Annotated in this window: 11 protein-coding genes; 4 read left to right on the forward strand and 7 right to left on the reverse strand. The window is 39.9% G+C overall.

Annotation, left to right across the window (positions count from 1 at the left end; translation table 11 throughout):
* Positions 1-47 precede the first annotated feature (47 nt).
* Positions 48-2,048 carry a winged helix-turn-helix domain-containing protein gene (locus AAEU30_RS04860; RefSeq protein WP_421959549.1) on the reverse strand — a complete coding sequence of 667 codons (2,001 nt, stop codon included), beginning with the start codon at positions 2,046-2,048 and terminating at the stop codon, positions 48-50.
* A gap of 129 nt (positions 2,049-2,177) precedes the next feature.
* Between AAEU30_RS04860 and AAEU30_RS04865 the strand changes: the two genes are divergently transcribed.
* Together AAEU30_RS04865 and AAEU30_RS04870 are read left to right on the forward strand one after the other, a co-directional pair.
* Complete coding sequence (locus AAEU30_RS04865; protein ID WP_421959550.1) at positions 2,178-4,178, forward strand: fused MFS/spermidine synthase; 2,001 nt, start codon at positions 2,178-2,180, stop codon at positions 4,176-4,178.
* Between the two features lie 104 nt (positions 4,179-4,282).
* On the forward strand, positions 4,283-5,449 hold the full coding sequence (locus AAEU30_RS04870) for an aldo/keto reductase (protein ID WP_421959551.1): 1,167 nt from the start codon (positions 4,283-4,285) through the stop codon (positions 5,447-5,449).
* A 39-nt stretch (positions 5,450-5,488) separates the two neighbouring features.
* Here the strand turns inward: AAEU30_RS04870 and AAEU30_RS04875 are convergent, their stop codons facing one another.
* The 3 genes from AAEU30_RS04875 to prmB form a co-directional block, all read right to left on the reverse strand.
* Positions 5,489-6,139, reverse strand: a complete 651-nt coding sequence (locus tag AAEU30_RS04875) for a glutathione S-transferase family protein (protein WP_421959552.1) — start codon at positions 6,137-6,139, stop codon at positions 5,489-5,491.
* A gap of 87 nt (positions 6,140-6,226) precedes the next feature.
* Positions 6,227-7,324 carry a chorismate synthase gene (aroC, locus tag AAEU30_RS04880; RefSeq protein ID WP_421959553.1) on the reverse strand — a complete coding sequence of 366 codons (1,098 nt, stop codon included), beginning with the start codon at positions 7,322-7,324 and terminating at the stop codon, positions 6,227-6,229.
* Positions 7,325-7,390: 66 nt separating this feature from the next.
* Positions 7,391-8,326, reverse strand: coding sequence for a 50S ribosomal protein L3 N(5)-glutamine methyltransferase (gene prmB, locus AAEU30_RS04885; RefSeq protein WP_087531763.1), 936 nt, complete (start codon positions 8,324-8,326; stop codon positions 7,391-7,393).
* A 147-nt stretch (positions 8,327-8,473) separates the two neighbouring features.
* On the opposite strand from prmB, the gene smrB reads away from it, so the two are divergent.
* On the forward strand, positions 8,474-9,031 hold the full coding sequence (gene smrB / locus AAEU30_RS04890; RefSeq protein WP_421959554.1) for an endonuclease SmrB: 558 nt from the start codon (positions 8,474-8,476) through the stop codon (positions 9,029-9,031).
* 48 nt (positions 9,032-9,079) lie between these two features.
* Positions 9,080-10,003 carry an AEC family transporter gene (locus AAEU30_RS04895; RefSeq protein WP_421959555.1) on the forward strand — a complete coding sequence of 308 codons (924 nt, stop codon included), beginning with the start codon at positions 9,080-9,082 and terminating at the stop codon, positions 10,001-10,003.
* 12 nt (positions 10,004-10,015) lie between these two features.
* Here the strand turns inward: AAEU30_RS04895 and AAEU30_RS04900 are convergent, their stop codons facing one another.
* From AAEU30_RS04900 to AAEU30_RS04910, 3 genes are all read right to left on the reverse strand, one after another.
* Positions 10,016-13,249, reverse strand: coding sequence for a toll/interleukin-1 receptor domain-containing protein (locus tag AAEU30_RS04900; RefSeq protein WP_421959556.1), 3,234 nt, complete (start codon positions 13,247-13,249; stop codon positions 10,016-10,018).
* Between the two features lie 2 nt (positions 13,250-13,251).
* Entirely contained in the window at positions 13,252-15,525 is a 2,274-nt protein-coding gene (locus tag AAEU30_RS04905) for an NAD-binding protein (protein ID WP_421959557.1), read from the reverse strand.
* Between the two features lie 231 nt (positions 15,526-15,756).
* On the reverse strand, positions 15,757-16,494 hold the full coding sequence (locus AAEU30_RS04910; protein WP_421959558.1) for an SDR family oxidoreductase: 738 nt from the start codon (positions 16,492-16,494) through the stop codon (positions 15,757-15,759).
* Positions 16,495-16,589 lie beyond the last annotated feature (95 nt).

A 16,589-nucleotide genomic window follows, 5' to 3' on the forward strand; every position in this document is an offset into this window, starting at 1 on the left:
CAACCTCACTTCACCACCTTAATTAGGGTACTTCTTTATTAAAGTCGTTAATTTAAGCGCACTAAGGTGCGTGTTCTTTTTGGCTCTGTTAAATAAAGGAATTGCTGAAAATCATGGGATGCGTTTATTAGCATTTTGCCATCATCTTTGCCGTTGAATATTGTTTTATTGCCACCTGTTTTAAGATCTATTTCGTTCATCACATAACCGTCCTTATCTGCAAGTGTGACTGTCATCGCCGACTCTTCTGCGCTCAGGCCGATGATCTCTTTTGCTGGTGATTGCCAAACAGTTTCAAGCTCTTTGTTTTTGTTCAATCTAAAGACTTGTTTTTCATTAGAAAAGTAAACCTGATCCTGCTCATCTATATCCATTGCATAACATGCCAAACGCTCTCCAGAGCCTGTATAAGGTGTTAACTCAAGCGTTTCTAAGTCAAATTTAGCAGGATGAAAAGTAACCCCGTCTGCAGCGCGATAAGAAACTAAAATAGCGTCTTCGTGGTGATACATTTCTCGTAGATAAAATGAATGATAAGAATGAGGAATACTCACAAAGCTTTCTTCTTTTAGATTAATTCTAAAGAGTGTATTTTTACTGGCAGTGATCACTTCCTCACCGTCTTTTGACCACACTATACCAAATAATTCTTCATTATCTGGGTTCGAAAAAATCAGCGTTTGCGTACCATTTTCATACAAAAACAACTGCTTTATACCAAATCGATGAGATTCAAATACAAATTTAGAGGAATCAGGGGAGTAAACAGGTAAAAAGTCGACTGATGAGGTATCTACAAGCGTTTCAAATTGCGTTGGTTCTTGACGAGTTGAGCGGATGATATCTACATCAACCTTAACTAATTCCATTAATATGTCGTTGCCTGACAGCGAAAAATGCGCATCTCTGATAATGTGGTAGTTATTAAACGCCAACTTTGTTAGTTGACCCTGTAAATCTATTAGCTGGAGCTCATGCTTATTACTAATCAATAATTGGTGTTCATCGGGGTGCCAGCTCAACCCATGTACTGCATCTTCAACAATCGCTAATGTTTTCGTTTTACTTGTTGCAACATCGAACAAATCAATTCTGTATTTATTTTGCCCCGCCTCAGAAGCTAGCGCAATATATTGCTGATTCGGTGATAAAGCATGCAACTTCATCCAATCTTGCCCAGCGGATGACTTAATGGCGCGCTTTTCTTGCGTTGTTAAATCTATTGCACTTAGTTGAGTATGGTTATCGCTTTGGCGTTTTTCAATAAAATAAATGTGGTTGTCACTGGCCCACGCTAACTGCTGGCTCGTCACTTTAAAGTCTTTAAAAGTAAAAATCTCTCTGTAGTTTGCAGGTTGTAATGTCAGTTTGTCTAAAGTGAAATATCCCAATGTTTGGGTATCTTGCTGGTGCACAAATGCGATTTCACTGTCGTCGCTGCTCCACCCTAGGCTGTGATAGGTTGATTGCTTTTGGGTTAATCTAACTTCTTTTCCTGAGCGTAAGTTTTTTAACCAGATAGTTTGGTTTGACTTATCACCACGCACAAACGCTATATATTTACCATTATGTGATAAGGAAATACTGGATTCATTTTCTTCACTCGAAGAAATAGGCACCAATTTAGTAAAGTGTGTTTTTACTTGCGGTGTATCTGGGTAAAGCCAATTTGCAATTCCAATAAACGTGACGATTAAAATTACCAACGCTGATAAGTAAATACGCTTAGGTATATTTCGCTGAGGTTCAGCTACTTCGAGGCTATACCCCCGCTTTGGGTGAGTAATAATATAGCGTGGATTTTTTGAGTCTTCACTCAATGCTTTTCTCAGCAATGCAATACAACGCTGCACATAGCTTGGGCTAAATGTCGCATTTGGCCATACGGCTGAAAAAATTTGCTCTTGGCTAACCACCTCACCTCGATGTGAATACAAATATTGCAGTACATCCATGACTTTAGGTTCAACGACTTGCTCTGTATCAGCTGATGATATTTTGCATCGGCTCACATCAATAGCAAATTCCCCTATTACAAACTTGCCCACTGGCTACTCCAATAAATTATTATAAATCATATATTAAGGTTTTCTTAAGAGAAATTCTAGGCTAATTCCATTGCTGCTTAGCCTGTTACCCGCAATGCTGCTCACATGATTCATTAATAATTAAAATCCATGCTTCGTATCTTATTTATCTTAACCATTTTTGTTAGCGCTTTTTTACTATTTCAAATTCAGCCTATGCTATCTAAAGAGCTATTACCTCGATTTGGAGGCGGTGCATCGGTGTGGTCGGCTAGTCTGTTTTTTTATCAAACTGTTTTATTACTTGGCTACTTTTACGCACACTTTCTAAGTCGCTATTCACTAAAAAAACAAATGGTAATCCATATTTCGCTTGTTGTTTTAGCAAGCCTAATTAGCCTAAACAAGTTCCACGTTAATTTAAATTTAGCCCCTAACTGGTCAGTAATGGCAAACTTACTAAATCAAATTGGCTTAGTGTTTATGTTACTAAGCGCGACCAGTGTACTTATGCAACGATGGTACATTGAGCATGGTAAAAATACCGTCCCTTATCATTGGTATTCGGTTTCTAACCTTGGGTCTTTATTAGCCTTAATGAGCTACCCAATCATATTTGAGGTGTTTTTCTCATTGTCGCAACAAAAACATTACTGGCAAATAGGGCTACTTATCTACTGCATACTCTTAATCTGTTTAGCTTATAAACTATTAAGCAAGAGCAACAAAGAAAATTGCTCGGCGATACCGCGTGTACAAACCATTGTCAAAAAACCAAATATGCTTTGGATTATTTTATCCGCAACAAGCTCAATCATGTTAATTGCGACCACACAAATGATCAGCACCAACATCCCACCTATGCCACTTGTATGGGTGGTGCCACTCGCTATCTATTTAGGTAGTTTTAGTTATACGTTTGCTAATAAAAGCAACTATAACCGTTCTGTTTGGATATATGCTTTTATATTCAGCGCGTTTGCAGGTCTAATAATGTACTTCTTAGGAAGTCAGTTTAATGCAATTGCACAAATTACTATTTATAGCGTTATATTATTGAGTGGCTGTATGATTTGCCACGGAGAGCTTAGACAACTCGCACCACAAGGTACATTACTAACACATTTTTATTTGTATATAGCTTTAGGTGGTGCGCTTGGCAGCTTCTTTACCACGTTACTTGCCCCGGTGCTGTTTGAACAAATCACCGAGTATATCGTCGGTTTAGCTGTGCTGCTTATTCTCATTAGTTACATACAACTGACTCAATTAAAAAAAATAAATACGATATTGATCGGTGCTACAGCTCTGTGGTGTGGCTGTTTTCTCGTTCTTTATTTTAGTTTTAATCAATATAACGTTGCATCGCAAAGAAATTTTTATGGTTACCTCACAGTAAAAGATATCAATACGGCCGATCTTGCACAAAGGCGCTTAATTGATGGCACAACGGTACATGGCTCGCAGCCCTTGCCTGGTCAAAATGTAGTCGCTAGCAGTTACTATCATCAGCATACAGGCGTCGCGAAGTCACTCGCGATACTTAAAAGCCAAGAAAAGCTCAACATGGGCGTGGTAGGTTTAGGGGCTGGGGTGTTGGCTAGTCTCGCTGATGAGCACGATTCAGTGCATTTTTATGAGCTAAACCCTGCGGTATACACAATGGCAAATACGTATTTTGATTACCTTAGAAACAGCCCAGCCAAAATAAATGTCACCATTGGTGATGGCAGAATCGCATTAGTAAACGAGCTTAAAAGTAATGCACCTTTAATGAATGCATTGGTTATCGATGCATTTTCAAGTGATGTCATCCCCGCTCACCTATTAACTCAAGAAGCGTTTGAACTTTACTGGCAACGTTTAAGTAAAAATGGCATTTTAATCATCCACATCTCAAATAACCATATAGATTTATTGCCAGTGATCCAAGCACACAGTGCTTACTTTGATAAAGCATTAATCAAGTTTAAGCATAGTGCAAACAAGTTAACGGCACTAGGCTCTGAATGGGTTGTATTAACAAACAACCAACTGTTTTTAGATGCCATAGAAATCAGTGAATTATCGCCTATAAAACCCTATCCAAACACTCAGTTAGTGCACTGGACGGATAATAAAAATAGTCAGCTTCCTTTGCTAAAATTTTAACTTTGGCCCAACTATGTGTACATAAAATAAACTAAACTTGAGTTTTTAAAGTAATTACACTAACGTAGGTGAGGATATTTTAGTCAATCAAGGAGAAAGGTTACATGGTATCTCGCAGAAATTTCATGAAAGCTAGTGCAGCGCTAGGTATTGGATCAGTGCTAAGCGCACCAACTCTAGCCCAGCAACTAAAAGTAAAGATGTCGTCGGGTAAGGTAATGCAAACCAAAGGTCAAGTAGACCCAACCGCCTCTCTACCCAAAAATGATATTTCCAATAGTAAACATTACCGACCTCAATTTAGAATGGGCCTTGGAGGACTAGCAGCAGGTAATGGTTTTAACACAATCTCTCCTGATGAAGAGATTCTACAAATGCTCAACGCTGCATGGGATTCAGGCATTAGGCACTTTGATACATCCCCTTTTTATGGTTTAAGTTTAAGTGAAAGACGTTTTGGGGATTTACTACGCAATAAGAATCGAGATGAATATGTGCTGTCATCAAAAGTTGGGCGGCTCCTAACACCTTCATCTGAACCTTTAGAAAACAGTTGGCATTGGGCTAACCACTCCCCCTTCCATTATAAGTATGATTACACCGCTGCCGGTACTCGCCGCTCTGTAGAAGATACCCTGCATCGTATTGGTGTTTCCTCATTAGATATCGTCTATATTCATGATTTATCACCTCAAAATAGTGATATGGGAGAAGATTGGCTTAAATACTTCGACCAAGCAGCTAAAGGTGCTATTCCTGAACTTACAAAAATGCGGGATGAAGGAATTATAAAAGGATGGGGCTTTGGTATAAATACCCCTCATGCGGTGTCTAAATCTCTGGAAATATCGGACCCTGATATTTTCTTGCTTGCATTACAGTACTCAATTCTCGATCATCAACAAGCTTTGGATGAGACATTTCCAATGCTAGATAAGCGAGATATGTCTGTTGTTGTTGGGGCACCACTTAACGGCGGCTTTTTAGCTGGGAGAAACCGATTCAATTACTCACCTAAGATACCGCAGCCAATGCAACAAAAATACTTAGCGATGAGTAAGATTGCAGCTAAACATGGTATTGATATGAAAACGGCCGCTTTACAATTCGCTGAAGCACCTTCAACGGTTTCATCAATCATCCCTGGAGCAAGAACCGCCGAGCAAATAAACGCAAACATTGCTGCAATGAAAGTCAAAATACCTAACGCATTTTGGGCTGAGTTAAAATCTGAAAAACTGATCGCACAAAACGCTCCTATACCAACATAAATTTAACGTCTTAATAAAAGCGCCATTCGGCGCTTTTTATTAAATAACATTAATACCAGCTTCATCCGCCTGTACGATATCAGTCTCTTTGCATGACCCTTTTATCCACTCTTGTAATACAGGGCAAGCTATTACTGTGTCACAGTATTGCTGCGCTAATGGGGATAAACTAATTTGATATGTTTTTAAACGTAAAACAACAGGTGCAAACATAGCATCTGCAATACTAAAATCGCCAAATAGCCAGCCGTTTGGGTAAAACTTTTGTTGTACAGAAAAAATTTCATCGATGCGAGCAATGTCCTTCTTTGCTGCATCGGATAACTCAAGATTACGAGTTGCGCGAATATTCATGGGCATTTCATTACGCAATGCCAGAAACCCGGAATGCATTTCGGCACTTACACTTCGTGCTTGTGCTCGCAAAGCGACTGCTTTTGGCCACGCTGCGTTAGATAAATAAGCATCATTGATATATTCGCATATAGCCAACGAATCCCATACCTGTAAATCGCCATCTATCAACGCGGGTACTTTTGCGACTGTAAAGTGTTTTTGCAGTTCGCTATAAAACTCAGGCGTATCTAAAACAAGTTGTTGCTCAGTAAATTCAACCTTGAATTTACTCATTAAGTACCATGCTCTGAGCGACCATGAAGAGTAATTTTTATTGCCAATAAATAATTGCATTTATCTTCCTTTTACAAAGCGAAAAAAAACGCGATAAAAATCGCGTTTTGAAAAGTAAAAACTGACTTTCAGCCAAGTCTAAATCATTTAAACCGAGCCGTTAATAGGCCCATGCTCATGACTCACATGTGGGTTTTGCCCGCGCTGACGCAGTAAATGATCCATTAAAGTAATCGCCATCATGGCTTCGGCTATTGGAATAGCACGAATACCAACACACGGGTCATGACGACCTTTGGTGATCATCTCAACCGCTTCATTTTCAGTATTAATACTGTTACCAGGTATCGTAATACTTGATGTTGGTTTGAGTGCAATTGACGCGATAATATCTTGCCCTGTAGAAATACCCGCTAGTACGCCACCTGCGTGATTTGAGGTAAAGCCATCAGGTGTTAGTTCATCACGGTGCTCTGAGCCTTTTTGCTCAACCACATCAAAGCCATCACCAATTTCAACACCTTTAACGGCATTAATGCTCATCAGTGAATGTGCAAGCTCTGCATCAAGTCTATCAAAAACAGGTTCTCCTAGGCCTACAGGAACGTTTCTAGCCACAACTTTGACCTTGGCGCCCACTGAGTCACCCTGCTTTTTTAAATCTCGCATGTACTCATCTAACGCTTCAAGTTTGCTAGCATCAGGAAAGAAAAACAGGTTGTTTTCGACTTCATCCCAATCATAGTTCTCAGCTTTTATTGGCCCAAGTTGGCTTAAACACGCACGTACTTCAATTCCATGAAACTGTTTTAGGTATTTTTTAGCAATACTACCTGCTGCAACGCGAATTGCAGTTTCACGAGCCGATGAACGCCCACCACCACGGTAATCGCGCAAACCATATTTATGCCAATAGGTGTAATCACCATGACCGGGGCGAAATACATCTTTAATTTTACCGTAATCTTTTGAGCGTTGATCGGTGTTTTCAATCAGTAAACCAATGCTGGTACCTGTGGTTTTACCTTCAAATACGCCTGAAAGAATTTTAATTTGGTCGTCTTCACGGCGCTGCGTTGTATAACGGCTTTGCCCAGGTTTACGACGGTCTAAATCTATTTGTAAGTCGGCCTCTGTGATTTCAAGGCCTGCGGGCGTGCCATCCACAACGCCGCCTAATGCGACGCCATGGCTCTCGCCAAAAGTGGACACTTTAAACAACTGCCCTATGCTATTACCTGCCATTGCTTTCCTCATTCCTAATGACTACTGAGTACCGAGCCTAAGGCTCGGCTTTAATTTTTTATTTGTTTAGTCAGCAAAATAAGCGATTAATTGCTTTTTGCTGATCACAAATACACCTAGACCGCCTTGTTCAAACTCTATCCATTCAAACGGCGCGCCAGGGTAAAGTGCATCCATGTGTACCATAGAGTTGCCTACTTCGACAAATAACAAACCGTTATCAGTTAGATGTTCTGCCGCTTCACTTAAAATTGTGCGGGTAACATCTAGGCCATCGTGACCAGATGCAAGGCCAAGCTCTGGTTCATGGTGGAACTCACGCGGTAAATCTGCCATATCCTCAGCGTCAACATACGGTGGATTAGCGACGATCAGATCGTATTTTTGTCCTGGCACACCACTAAATACATCAGACTGTATTGGCAATACGCGATCATTTAACTGGTAATCAGTAATATTGATATCAGCCACTTCAAGCGCTTCATAAGAAATATCAACCGCATCAACTTGTGCATCGTCAAATGCTTGTGCAAGCGCAATCGCAATACAGCCAGAGCCAGTGCATAAGTCTAAAATACGGTTCACCGATTCAGGCTGTTCTAACCACGGCGTAAAACGATTATTAATAAGCTCAGCAAACGGCGAGCGTGGAATTAGTACGCGCTCATCAACGTAAAATGGCATATTTGCAAACCATGCAATGTTTGTTAAATAAGGAACTGGTGTAAAATCGTTAATTCGCTCTGCGATTAAACCGGCTAAACGGTTCTTTTCCGTACTGGTTAACCGTGCATGCATTAACTCTTTTGGCGCATCAACTGGTAAACTTAACGCAGGAAGTAATAAGCTTACCGCTTCATCCCATGCATTGTCGGTCCCGTGACCAAAGAAGATACCACTACTGGCAAACTGGCTAGTCGTCCAACGTAACCAATCATGCAATGTTGAAAGTTCTGCAACAGCTTCATCTAAGGTTGCTTCTTCTATTAGTAATTCGCTCATGTGTGTTATCTGCCTGCTCACTTTCAAAATATTAACTCAATCGAGGCACAATTAAGGCCCCATGATTGCCCTATTGTAACGCCTTTTCTCTTGGTTTTAACTCGCTTTCCACTCGATTTTTAGCATTTTTTTGTTTAGACTGCCGCTATGAAAAAAGATCCTCACTCAAACAGCCTAATCAGCACTGACGACATTGACTTGTTTCGTCAAAGTATTAATGGTGCCCGTGTACTTAAACAAGACACTCATCGTTTTGCCAATAAACCTAAAGTGTCACAAGCGAAGCAATTTGCCCAGCAAAAAAAGCAACAACAGTCAGAATTTTTCTTTTCTGATGAATATGTGCCAGACATAGACACTAATGGTACGGTCAATTATGTGCAAGATGGCCAAGACCGCTTTTTAGCTAAGCAATTGCGTCGTGGGGATTTTATTCCTGATCTAACCTTGGATTTACACGGTTTAAATAAAGAAATAGCAAAAGATGAATTAGCAGGCTTAATACATGAATGCAAAAAAAAGCATTATTACTGTGCTTGCGTCGTTCATGGTATTGGTGGACACATCCTCAGACATAAAGTCCCGCAATATCTAGTGCAACACCCTGATGTAATCGCGATTCACCAAGCACCGCTGGAGTATGGTGGAAAAGGGGCTGTGCTCATTTTGATCAATTTACCGCAAAATGATGAGTTCAGACGATAAACACCATTTTTGATTTTCCAACCACTTTAAATTTAGGGCAATAAAGCAGTGCATATTTTTTCAATTATTTTTCCACTGATCTTTATTGTTGCTCTTGGATACAGTTGCTGCAAATTAAAATTTTTTCAGCAGCAGCACATTGCAGGACTTAGTAAATTTACGTTTTATGTGAGTTTACCTGCATTTTTGTTGCTAAATATGTCCCGTATCGACTTACAGCAAAGCATTAGTCTATCTGCTTTTTTGAGCTTCTACATTCCTGTCTTGTTGGTGTTTGCCAGCGGTATAACTATCGACCGTTTTTATCTGGCTAAACAAAAAAACTATCAAGAACATGGCGTATTTGGCTTAGCGTCAAGTTATTCAAACATGGTACTTGTGGGCATACCTATCGTCATAGCCTCATTAGGCAAAGACATGATAGCCATAGCGTTTATGATTATTACTTTTCATAGCACATTATTATTCGCATTGACGTATTTGATTGGTGCAAAAGGCAGTGAACACGCATTTTCGTGGCCAACTTTCATCAAAAGTATGGTACTAAACCCAATAGTATTAAGTATAGGGTGTGGGCTTTTACTCAACGTCAGTGGTTTACACCTGTTTGATAATTTAGCCAATAGTTTAGAGCTGCTCGCAACGCCTGCCATAGCCTGTGCGCTGTTTGTATTAGGTGCTAACTTAGCGTTTTATAAAATAGCGGCTAATTGGCAGCCGGCATTAATAGCGTCATTAATGAAGATTTTTGTACTACCTGCGGGGGTGTTTTTCATAGGTAGCTATGCATTCTCACTCGATAGAAACATTTTAAATGTACTGGTACTGTTAAGCGCCTCTCCTGTTGGGGTTAACGCCTACCTCATTGCTAGCCAAATTGGTAAGCATCAAGTTACGCTTGCAGGTGCTGTGGTACTTTCAACCGTATTAAGTGTAGTTAGCTTTAGTTTTTGGTTATCGGTGCTTTTGTAGCCATAGTGTGCATTAATTAATTCCCAAACAATCCCTGTTCAATTGCTGTTGTTTCTTTAACGGCGAAATAAAGTTTTCTTCGCGTTCTTTATTTGTTAGACAATGACGTTTATAAGGAAGTGCATTGATTGCTGCTTGTGCGATACCCTCGCTAATTGCAGGCAATGTATATACTTTATTCGTATTTGAAAGCAGCAATAGACGGTCATTTTGTTCATCAAACGCCAACGATTGATTTTGATAATCCTCACTTTGATAAAATAGTTTTCCAGTTGCAACTTCATATATGCTCGGCTTGCTGCCATTTAAAATAACGTACTTATTCGACACAGTGGCCGTTAAGTTATTAGGTTCGGTTAAAGTATTGAAGCGATGCTGTTCCTGTGCGTTTTGACTATCATACACGATTAATTCTTGATCTTTTAAACCAACAATAAATTGTTGTTGATGCGATTTGTACGATTTAATGTCAGAATCAAATTCCAATTGTTTCAGCACCTCCCCAGTGTTGAGATCATACATAAGCAAACTACGTTTTGACTTTTGCACTATCAACCGCTGCGTCGCTTCAATAAAAAATCCACTATCAATGTTGGTCAACTTATCTATTGTGGCAATCTGCATGGCTGTATTTAAGTTATATACTTGCCCACCCGCATTATAGCTTGTGGTAAGTGCAAACAGGCCTGTTTCACTAACTATAAGTTTATCAACCGTAATATCATCTGCTAATTTAAACTCAGCCAATAAAGCTTTACTTTCTATATCAAATTTTGACAGAGTGTTACTTTTCCAATCACTTTTCAAAAGAACAAGCTGAGCTTCGTTAGCTGTGAGTGCAATATTAGCAATATTAATATCATCGCTGTCTTGACCAAAATTAAGGTAGTCAGCTTTTTTAATATCAAACACCTTGGTACTGTTAAACTGACAATTAACAGTTAAGTAGCGGCCACTTTTTGACCAAGCATTAGCTGCTAGTCTAGCTGAATTGCATAATGTAAGTGTTTGCTGGATATCACCTTGCCCGGTACCGATTAGGTAATAACGCTGTTCATTTTCATGACTTGGTGTTAAAAGTTGCTTACCATCAGCACTAAATTGGCTACCCCATACTTTACTGTCAGGTGATAATGCAAAGTGGGGTTGAGTTTTATCTAGTTGCCACAATGCAATTGATTTTTCTTTACTGGACACCCCGAGTAATAAATTATTTTTCAACTGTAACTTAGGTGCGCCCTGCAATTTAAAATTCGTCATTTCTGTGCCTGTTTTTACATCCCATACCCTCACTGTGCTATAAGATATGGTCAATAACATAGTGCCATCACTGGTAAAGGCTGCATCAGTTACATCACCAAAGTGGCTCAATGGGCCGCCTGTATTTGTTTTAATATTCCAAAGGACTGGCGCTTTTTGTAAACCTCGAATAAATTCAGCATTAGTAGCATCATTTACAATGGGCTGAAAATTCGACATAACAAACATATATTCGCCTGAATTATCGGTCAGCGCGTGCATTCCTGAGCTTTCCCCTTGGATTTCTCCAGTTACTATTGTTTCAACTCGAGTACCCTTATTATCATAAATCAATAGACCTTGACTATCTGATGTAAAGCGCAATTGTCTTGCCAAGCTACTCGTCGTCCCATAGCTGATATCTAATTCGATATGTCGGATCAGGGCCCCAGTAAACGCATCAAATATACTGGCCTTACCAAATGCAACAGGAGAGATCACGAGATATTTACCATCTGGACTTAGAAGTAATTTATCATTAGTAAAATTGTTGGATGTTGTGTGATCAAAAATAACTTTCTGCTCTGACACTGACCAGGCAATGATGCGATTCATAGCAGACAAGGTGTAAACTATACTGCCGTCTGGACTTAGCAATACCTGCACTATATCTACATTGAGCTTCGTTGTTGCTAACTGCGTTAATGATTTACTATCCCACAAAGTGACTTGGCCTTTATTTGATGCCGTGACTAATTTTGTTGCATCTTCACTTTGCGCAAAAGCAACAATCGCCTGCTCTGCGGCAATCACTTGATCTTGAGCCATTTGATGATATGACAAATACTGTAACTTGCCATCACTCAAAGCAAAAAAACCTTGCTCTGCATTAAATTCAACCTGTGAAAAATTTTCGTCACCTTGATAGTGAAAGCGCTTATTAGTGGCATAAATTGCTGTTCTTATTTGACCAATATCATCAGGCATTGGCCGCTCCCCCCCATAACGGCCTGGTAACGCATTCAAACCTAATAACAAAGCAAGGTCGTGCTCGCCATTGCTATTCGCTTGGCGCGCTCGATCCATTAAAAAACGACTTTGATTTAGCAGTGACGCATCACGTTGCTCGGTCGCTAATTGTTCATTTTTTACTGCTCGTTGTTGAGCAAAAAAAGCCGTGATCCCTGCCGCAATTGCAACAATAGCTAAGATAGCAACGCCACTTAACCATTGTCGTAAGCGCTTGGTTTTTTGCTGAGCAAGCTCTAATTGGTAAGCTTGATCGCGCTTTGTTAATGCGCCCAGCGGTACTGCGATAATGCCAGCAATAATTTTTAATAGCATTAGCTGCTGCTGAGCTTGATAACGAGTTACTCGTTCGTTTATTACTTTAGCCGACACAGAACCTAAGGCTTTTAAATACTGTCGATAAGCTTCTACCGATGCCCATCCCTGCTCAAGCACCCCATCATGGTTAACCCTAAAATCTGCTGCCAACGGCTCAGCAAGTTGTGATGTAGGCTGACCGTTAGCATCATAAGCATATTGTAAAGGCTTCGGAAAACATTCATCACTGGCGGTAAAACCCTGCTCTTGTTTACTGGTATCCCAACTTGCGTTTGGTTCGCCATCTATCATTGCTGCAATAATTTGATCCGAACGACCTAGTTTTTTAAAGTAATCAATTTCGTCAGCTACATAAGTTGAAGCAACCGCATTAGGTGAACACAACACGATTAACAAGCCAGTATTATCAAGTGCTCGGGTAATCGCGTTGGCTAAATCGGCATCTGCGGGGAGCTCTTCTTCGTCACGAAAAATAGGAAAGATCCGTTCTGGGATGACATCCCCTCGAGCATTCTTTTGACCAACTAAATCTTTAGGTATTTCATAGGTTTCTATTGCCTGGTGTAACCAGGTTGCCCATTGACGCCCTGTTTGTTTATTGTCTGCGTGACGATACGAAATAAATGCTAAATATTGATGAGTTAACTGTGACTCACTCATATTTAACTACCTCTTACAAAATCAACAATATACAAATCACCCTTCGCAGTTTGCGGTTTTAACGGGTAGCTCACTGCAAACTCTTCTGGAACTTTATTTTTCCACCAATCAACAACATCTGCGGTGCCACCTAAACCTCGTCCACCGTTACCATCCCATACTGCAATTAAATCATCCGCAATAGCCACTAAATGTGCGCCTAATGCAGCATATTGATTAGCGCGAGCAGGATTAGTTACCTCTTCCATATCAGCAACATGCTGATACACAGGTGGGATCTCGCTATACCAAAGTGATTTCGCAATGAATTGTTCAAATTCATTATTGTCATTATCAAAATCCATTTTATAGAGCTCATAAGCCATTGGCAGTAACGCTATAAATGGGGCACCCAAAATAATTTTGGCGCGCTCAACAACCAACCGATCAGCTCCTTGAGCCAAGCCACTAACAAATTGAAAATGATCATTTGGGTATCGCTGTTTAATTTGCAATAAGGTAGCATCAATCGCGGCTACCAACTCGCTGTATTTTGACGCCGATAAATCATTAAAACGATGCCCTGTTACCGCAATTGTTCTGACTCGTTGCAAGCCAAATTCAAATTCTCTGTTACTCGCCATGGCTTGTAGGTCGGTTACTGTAGTTGCAAAAAAATCATTATTCCCTTGCCGCTGCGTAGTGTTGAGTTCACACCAAGGTTTTAATAATGGGTGCTGTTTGATTAAGTTAGACCGAACATCATAAAATTGCCAACCATCTATGCGGCGCTCAGCACACCAACGCGTGTGCTCCATAGCTGACATAAGATTAAGCTCACTGGCACTGATTTCAATTCCCTGAGCAGTTGTACAAAATCGTGCGCCTATTGCTGCGAGCTTGTTATCCCAACTCATAGCAAACGCACGGTTTGCTTCTTTTAAGCTATATGGTAATCCTTGCCATGAGGTAGGCTGGCTGTTGTCATTGTTACTGGCCATGTAACTGTGCTCATGAGTGCGTTTTGCTATTAAACTGCCAAGCGGCTGGGTAATAGCACTGATATTGATGTCTTTACTATTGTTATTGAAAGCATATAAATTATCTGGAATCTTTTGATTTTGCTGCGCGGGACTTTCACCAATTTCAGTATGATCTGTGGCATAAATAATCGGTGCCATAAACAAGCAATGGCTAAACATTACATTTCGTAGCGCCAATGCCACTTCAAAGCTATTTAAGCTTTCACTTTCAAATATATATACTTGTGTTACATCATTGAGTAGCATTGCAAGACGTTGCTGCTCAGCAACTAACTGAGCAACATCTTCTTCAATGACCTTCAACTGTGTTGCTGCAGCAATAGCAGCAAACTCAGCTTTCAAGCTACCATTATTCGGCTTATCAATAATGAACGTAATCGTTGGCGTTTGTAAACTCTTATAAATTGCATTTTTGGCTATCGTTCGTGCTAAATCTAGCGCATTATCATTACAGCCAAATATAATAATATGCGCCCGCGATGCACCTTGAATATTGGCATAAGGCTGTATTGGATAACGCTGTAATAAGTGTTCCGCTAAAATTTGGCTTTTGCGCCAAAATCGCAATTCAGTTTGAGTGTTACTCATAAAGCGCGGTAATTGATTTAATTTATCAGCCAATATTCGGCTATGTAAATGTACAAAAACCTGAGGAGAGTTTTCGCCTTCAACCGCATTTAAATAAGGGAGCACTTGCTCTGCTATGGCGATATTTTTATTGTCATCACCACAGCAAAAAAATATATTTTTCGCATGCCATACATTTAACTTTTTAACCACCTTTAGATTAATTTCACCATTGAAAACAATCGCACCTCGGCGTTTTAACAGTGCAATATTGCTATTTTGACTTTGATGCTCTATCGCAATTACTTTTTTACCTTGCTCTAGCGCCGACACGGCAATAGCAGAACCTTTATTACCAAGGCCTATGACCAACTCAAAACCAGTACGCGGACGTAATAAAAATGCCAATAATTGTTTTGCACCATCAAAAATCAATACAAAGAAAATTAAAGCCGTGGTTAGGGGGGCTGCAAAACGTGCAAACTCAATAAAAATATTCATATGCTGAGTTTTATGAAGATCTTGTGTCCAATCTCCACTAAAGGCGAATAACCCAGCTATAGCGTATATATTATTTGCTAACGGTTCATTCCATTTAGGGGTAAGTGACAGCCCTAGTAAGCCAACCAACATAATGAAAATAAATAACCCGAATAGAAACAAACTCGATTTTTTTTCAGTATCCATAACACCTAAATTATTATTTATAAATTCACTCTTAATAATAACGGCACATCTTAGTTACTGCCAGCTATTCCGAGTAAAGTATTAACAATTATATTGCATAAGTAACCTATTATTACAACAATGTAAGGTTTATGATTAGGTTAGTTTCCTATTATCAGCAGCTTTCTTTAAGGTCATGCATTGGGGATATAAACAACGAGTATGCTTTTGTTTTAATTTCACTTTTCTTAGTTATAAACCGCCTGCAACATCAATAAAACTTCCGGTTGTAAAAGAAGCTTGCTCAGACGCTAAAAAGTATATTGCAGCGGCCACTTCTTCGCTCTGTCCGCCGCGCCCTAAAGGTAGCTTTTGTTTGAGCCTATCAACTCTATTAGCATCGCCACCATCACGATGCATATCAGTATAAATAAGCCCTGGCCTTACGCCATTCACTCGTATGTTTTGCTGCGCAACCTCTTTGGCAAGACCAATAGTTAACGTATCCATCGCGCCTTTAGACGCTGCATAATCAATATACTCGTTTGGCGATCCAGTTTTAGCCGCACCTGATGACACATTGACAACACTACCACCGTTTGGCATTCGCTTTATCGCTTCGCGGCTACATAAAAATGCGCTGGTGATATTGGTAGTCAGTATTTCATTAATACGTTGTGCGTCCGTATCAAGTAGCGTCATCTGTGGTTTTAAAATACCAGCGTTGTTGACCAAAACATCGAGCTTGCCAAATACCCTATCAATACTTTCGAACATCGCTATTACATCGACTTCTTTAGATACATCAGCTTGCAGCCTTAGCACCTTTACTCCTAAGGCTTGAACTTGCTGCGCTACTTTTTTTGCTTCAACGTCATTGGTTTTGTAATTAAGACAGATATCGTAACCATGGCGAGCGAAATAAATTGCAGTTGCAGCGCCTATTCCACGACTAGCGCCGGTTATTAATACCACTGGATTTGCACTCATCGTCTATCCTGAAGTTAAGCGAGATTAAATATATGAATGGATTTTAGTAAGCGACTTGTTGGAGCATAATTGTATGAACAAGTCGCTACACATCA

The organism is Pseudoalteromonas mucoides (genome assembly GCF_049257175.1).
Classification (GTDB): domain Bacteria; phylum Pseudomonadota; class Gammaproteobacteria; order Enterobacterales; family Alteromonadaceae; genus Pseudoalteromonas.

Bases quoted from the DNA above. Each gene is read 5' to 3' on its own strand.
- AAEU30_RS04865 (WP_421959550.1), top strand. From the start codon at position 2,178: ATGCTTCGTATCTTATTTATCTTAACCATTTTTGTTAGCGCTTTTTTA.
- AAEU30_RS04870 (WP_421959551.1), top strand. From the start codon at position 4,283: ATGGTATCTCGCAGAAATTTCATGAAAGCTAGTGCAGCGCTAGGTATT.
- AAEU30_RS04875 (WP_421959552.1), bottom strand. From the start codon at position 6,139: ATGCAATTATTTATTGGCAATAAAAATTACTCTTCATGGTCGCTCAGA.
- aroC (WP_421959553.1), bottom strand. From the start codon at position 7,324: ATGGCAGGTAATAGCATAGGGCAGTTGTTTAAAGTGTCCACTTTTGGC.
- prmB (WP_087531763.1), bottom strand. From the start codon at position 8,326: ATGAGCGAATTACTAATAGAAGAAGCAACCTTAGATGAAGCTGTTGCA.
- smrB (WP_421959554.1), top strand. From the start codon at position 8,474: ATGAAAAAAGATCCTCACTCAAACAGCCTAATCAGCACTGACGACATT.
- AAEU30_RS04900 (WP_421959556.1), bottom strand. From the start codon at position 13,249: ATGAGTGAGTCACAGTTAACTCATCAATATTTAGCATTTATTTCGTAT.
- AAEU30_RS04905 (WP_421959557.1), bottom strand. From the start codon at position 15,525: ATGGATACTGAAAAAAAATCGAGTTTGTTTCTATTCGGGTTATTTATT.
- AAEU30_RS04910 (WP_421959558.1), bottom strand. From the start codon at position 16,494: ATGAGTGCAAATCCAGTGGTATTAATAACCGGCGCTAGTCGTGGAATA.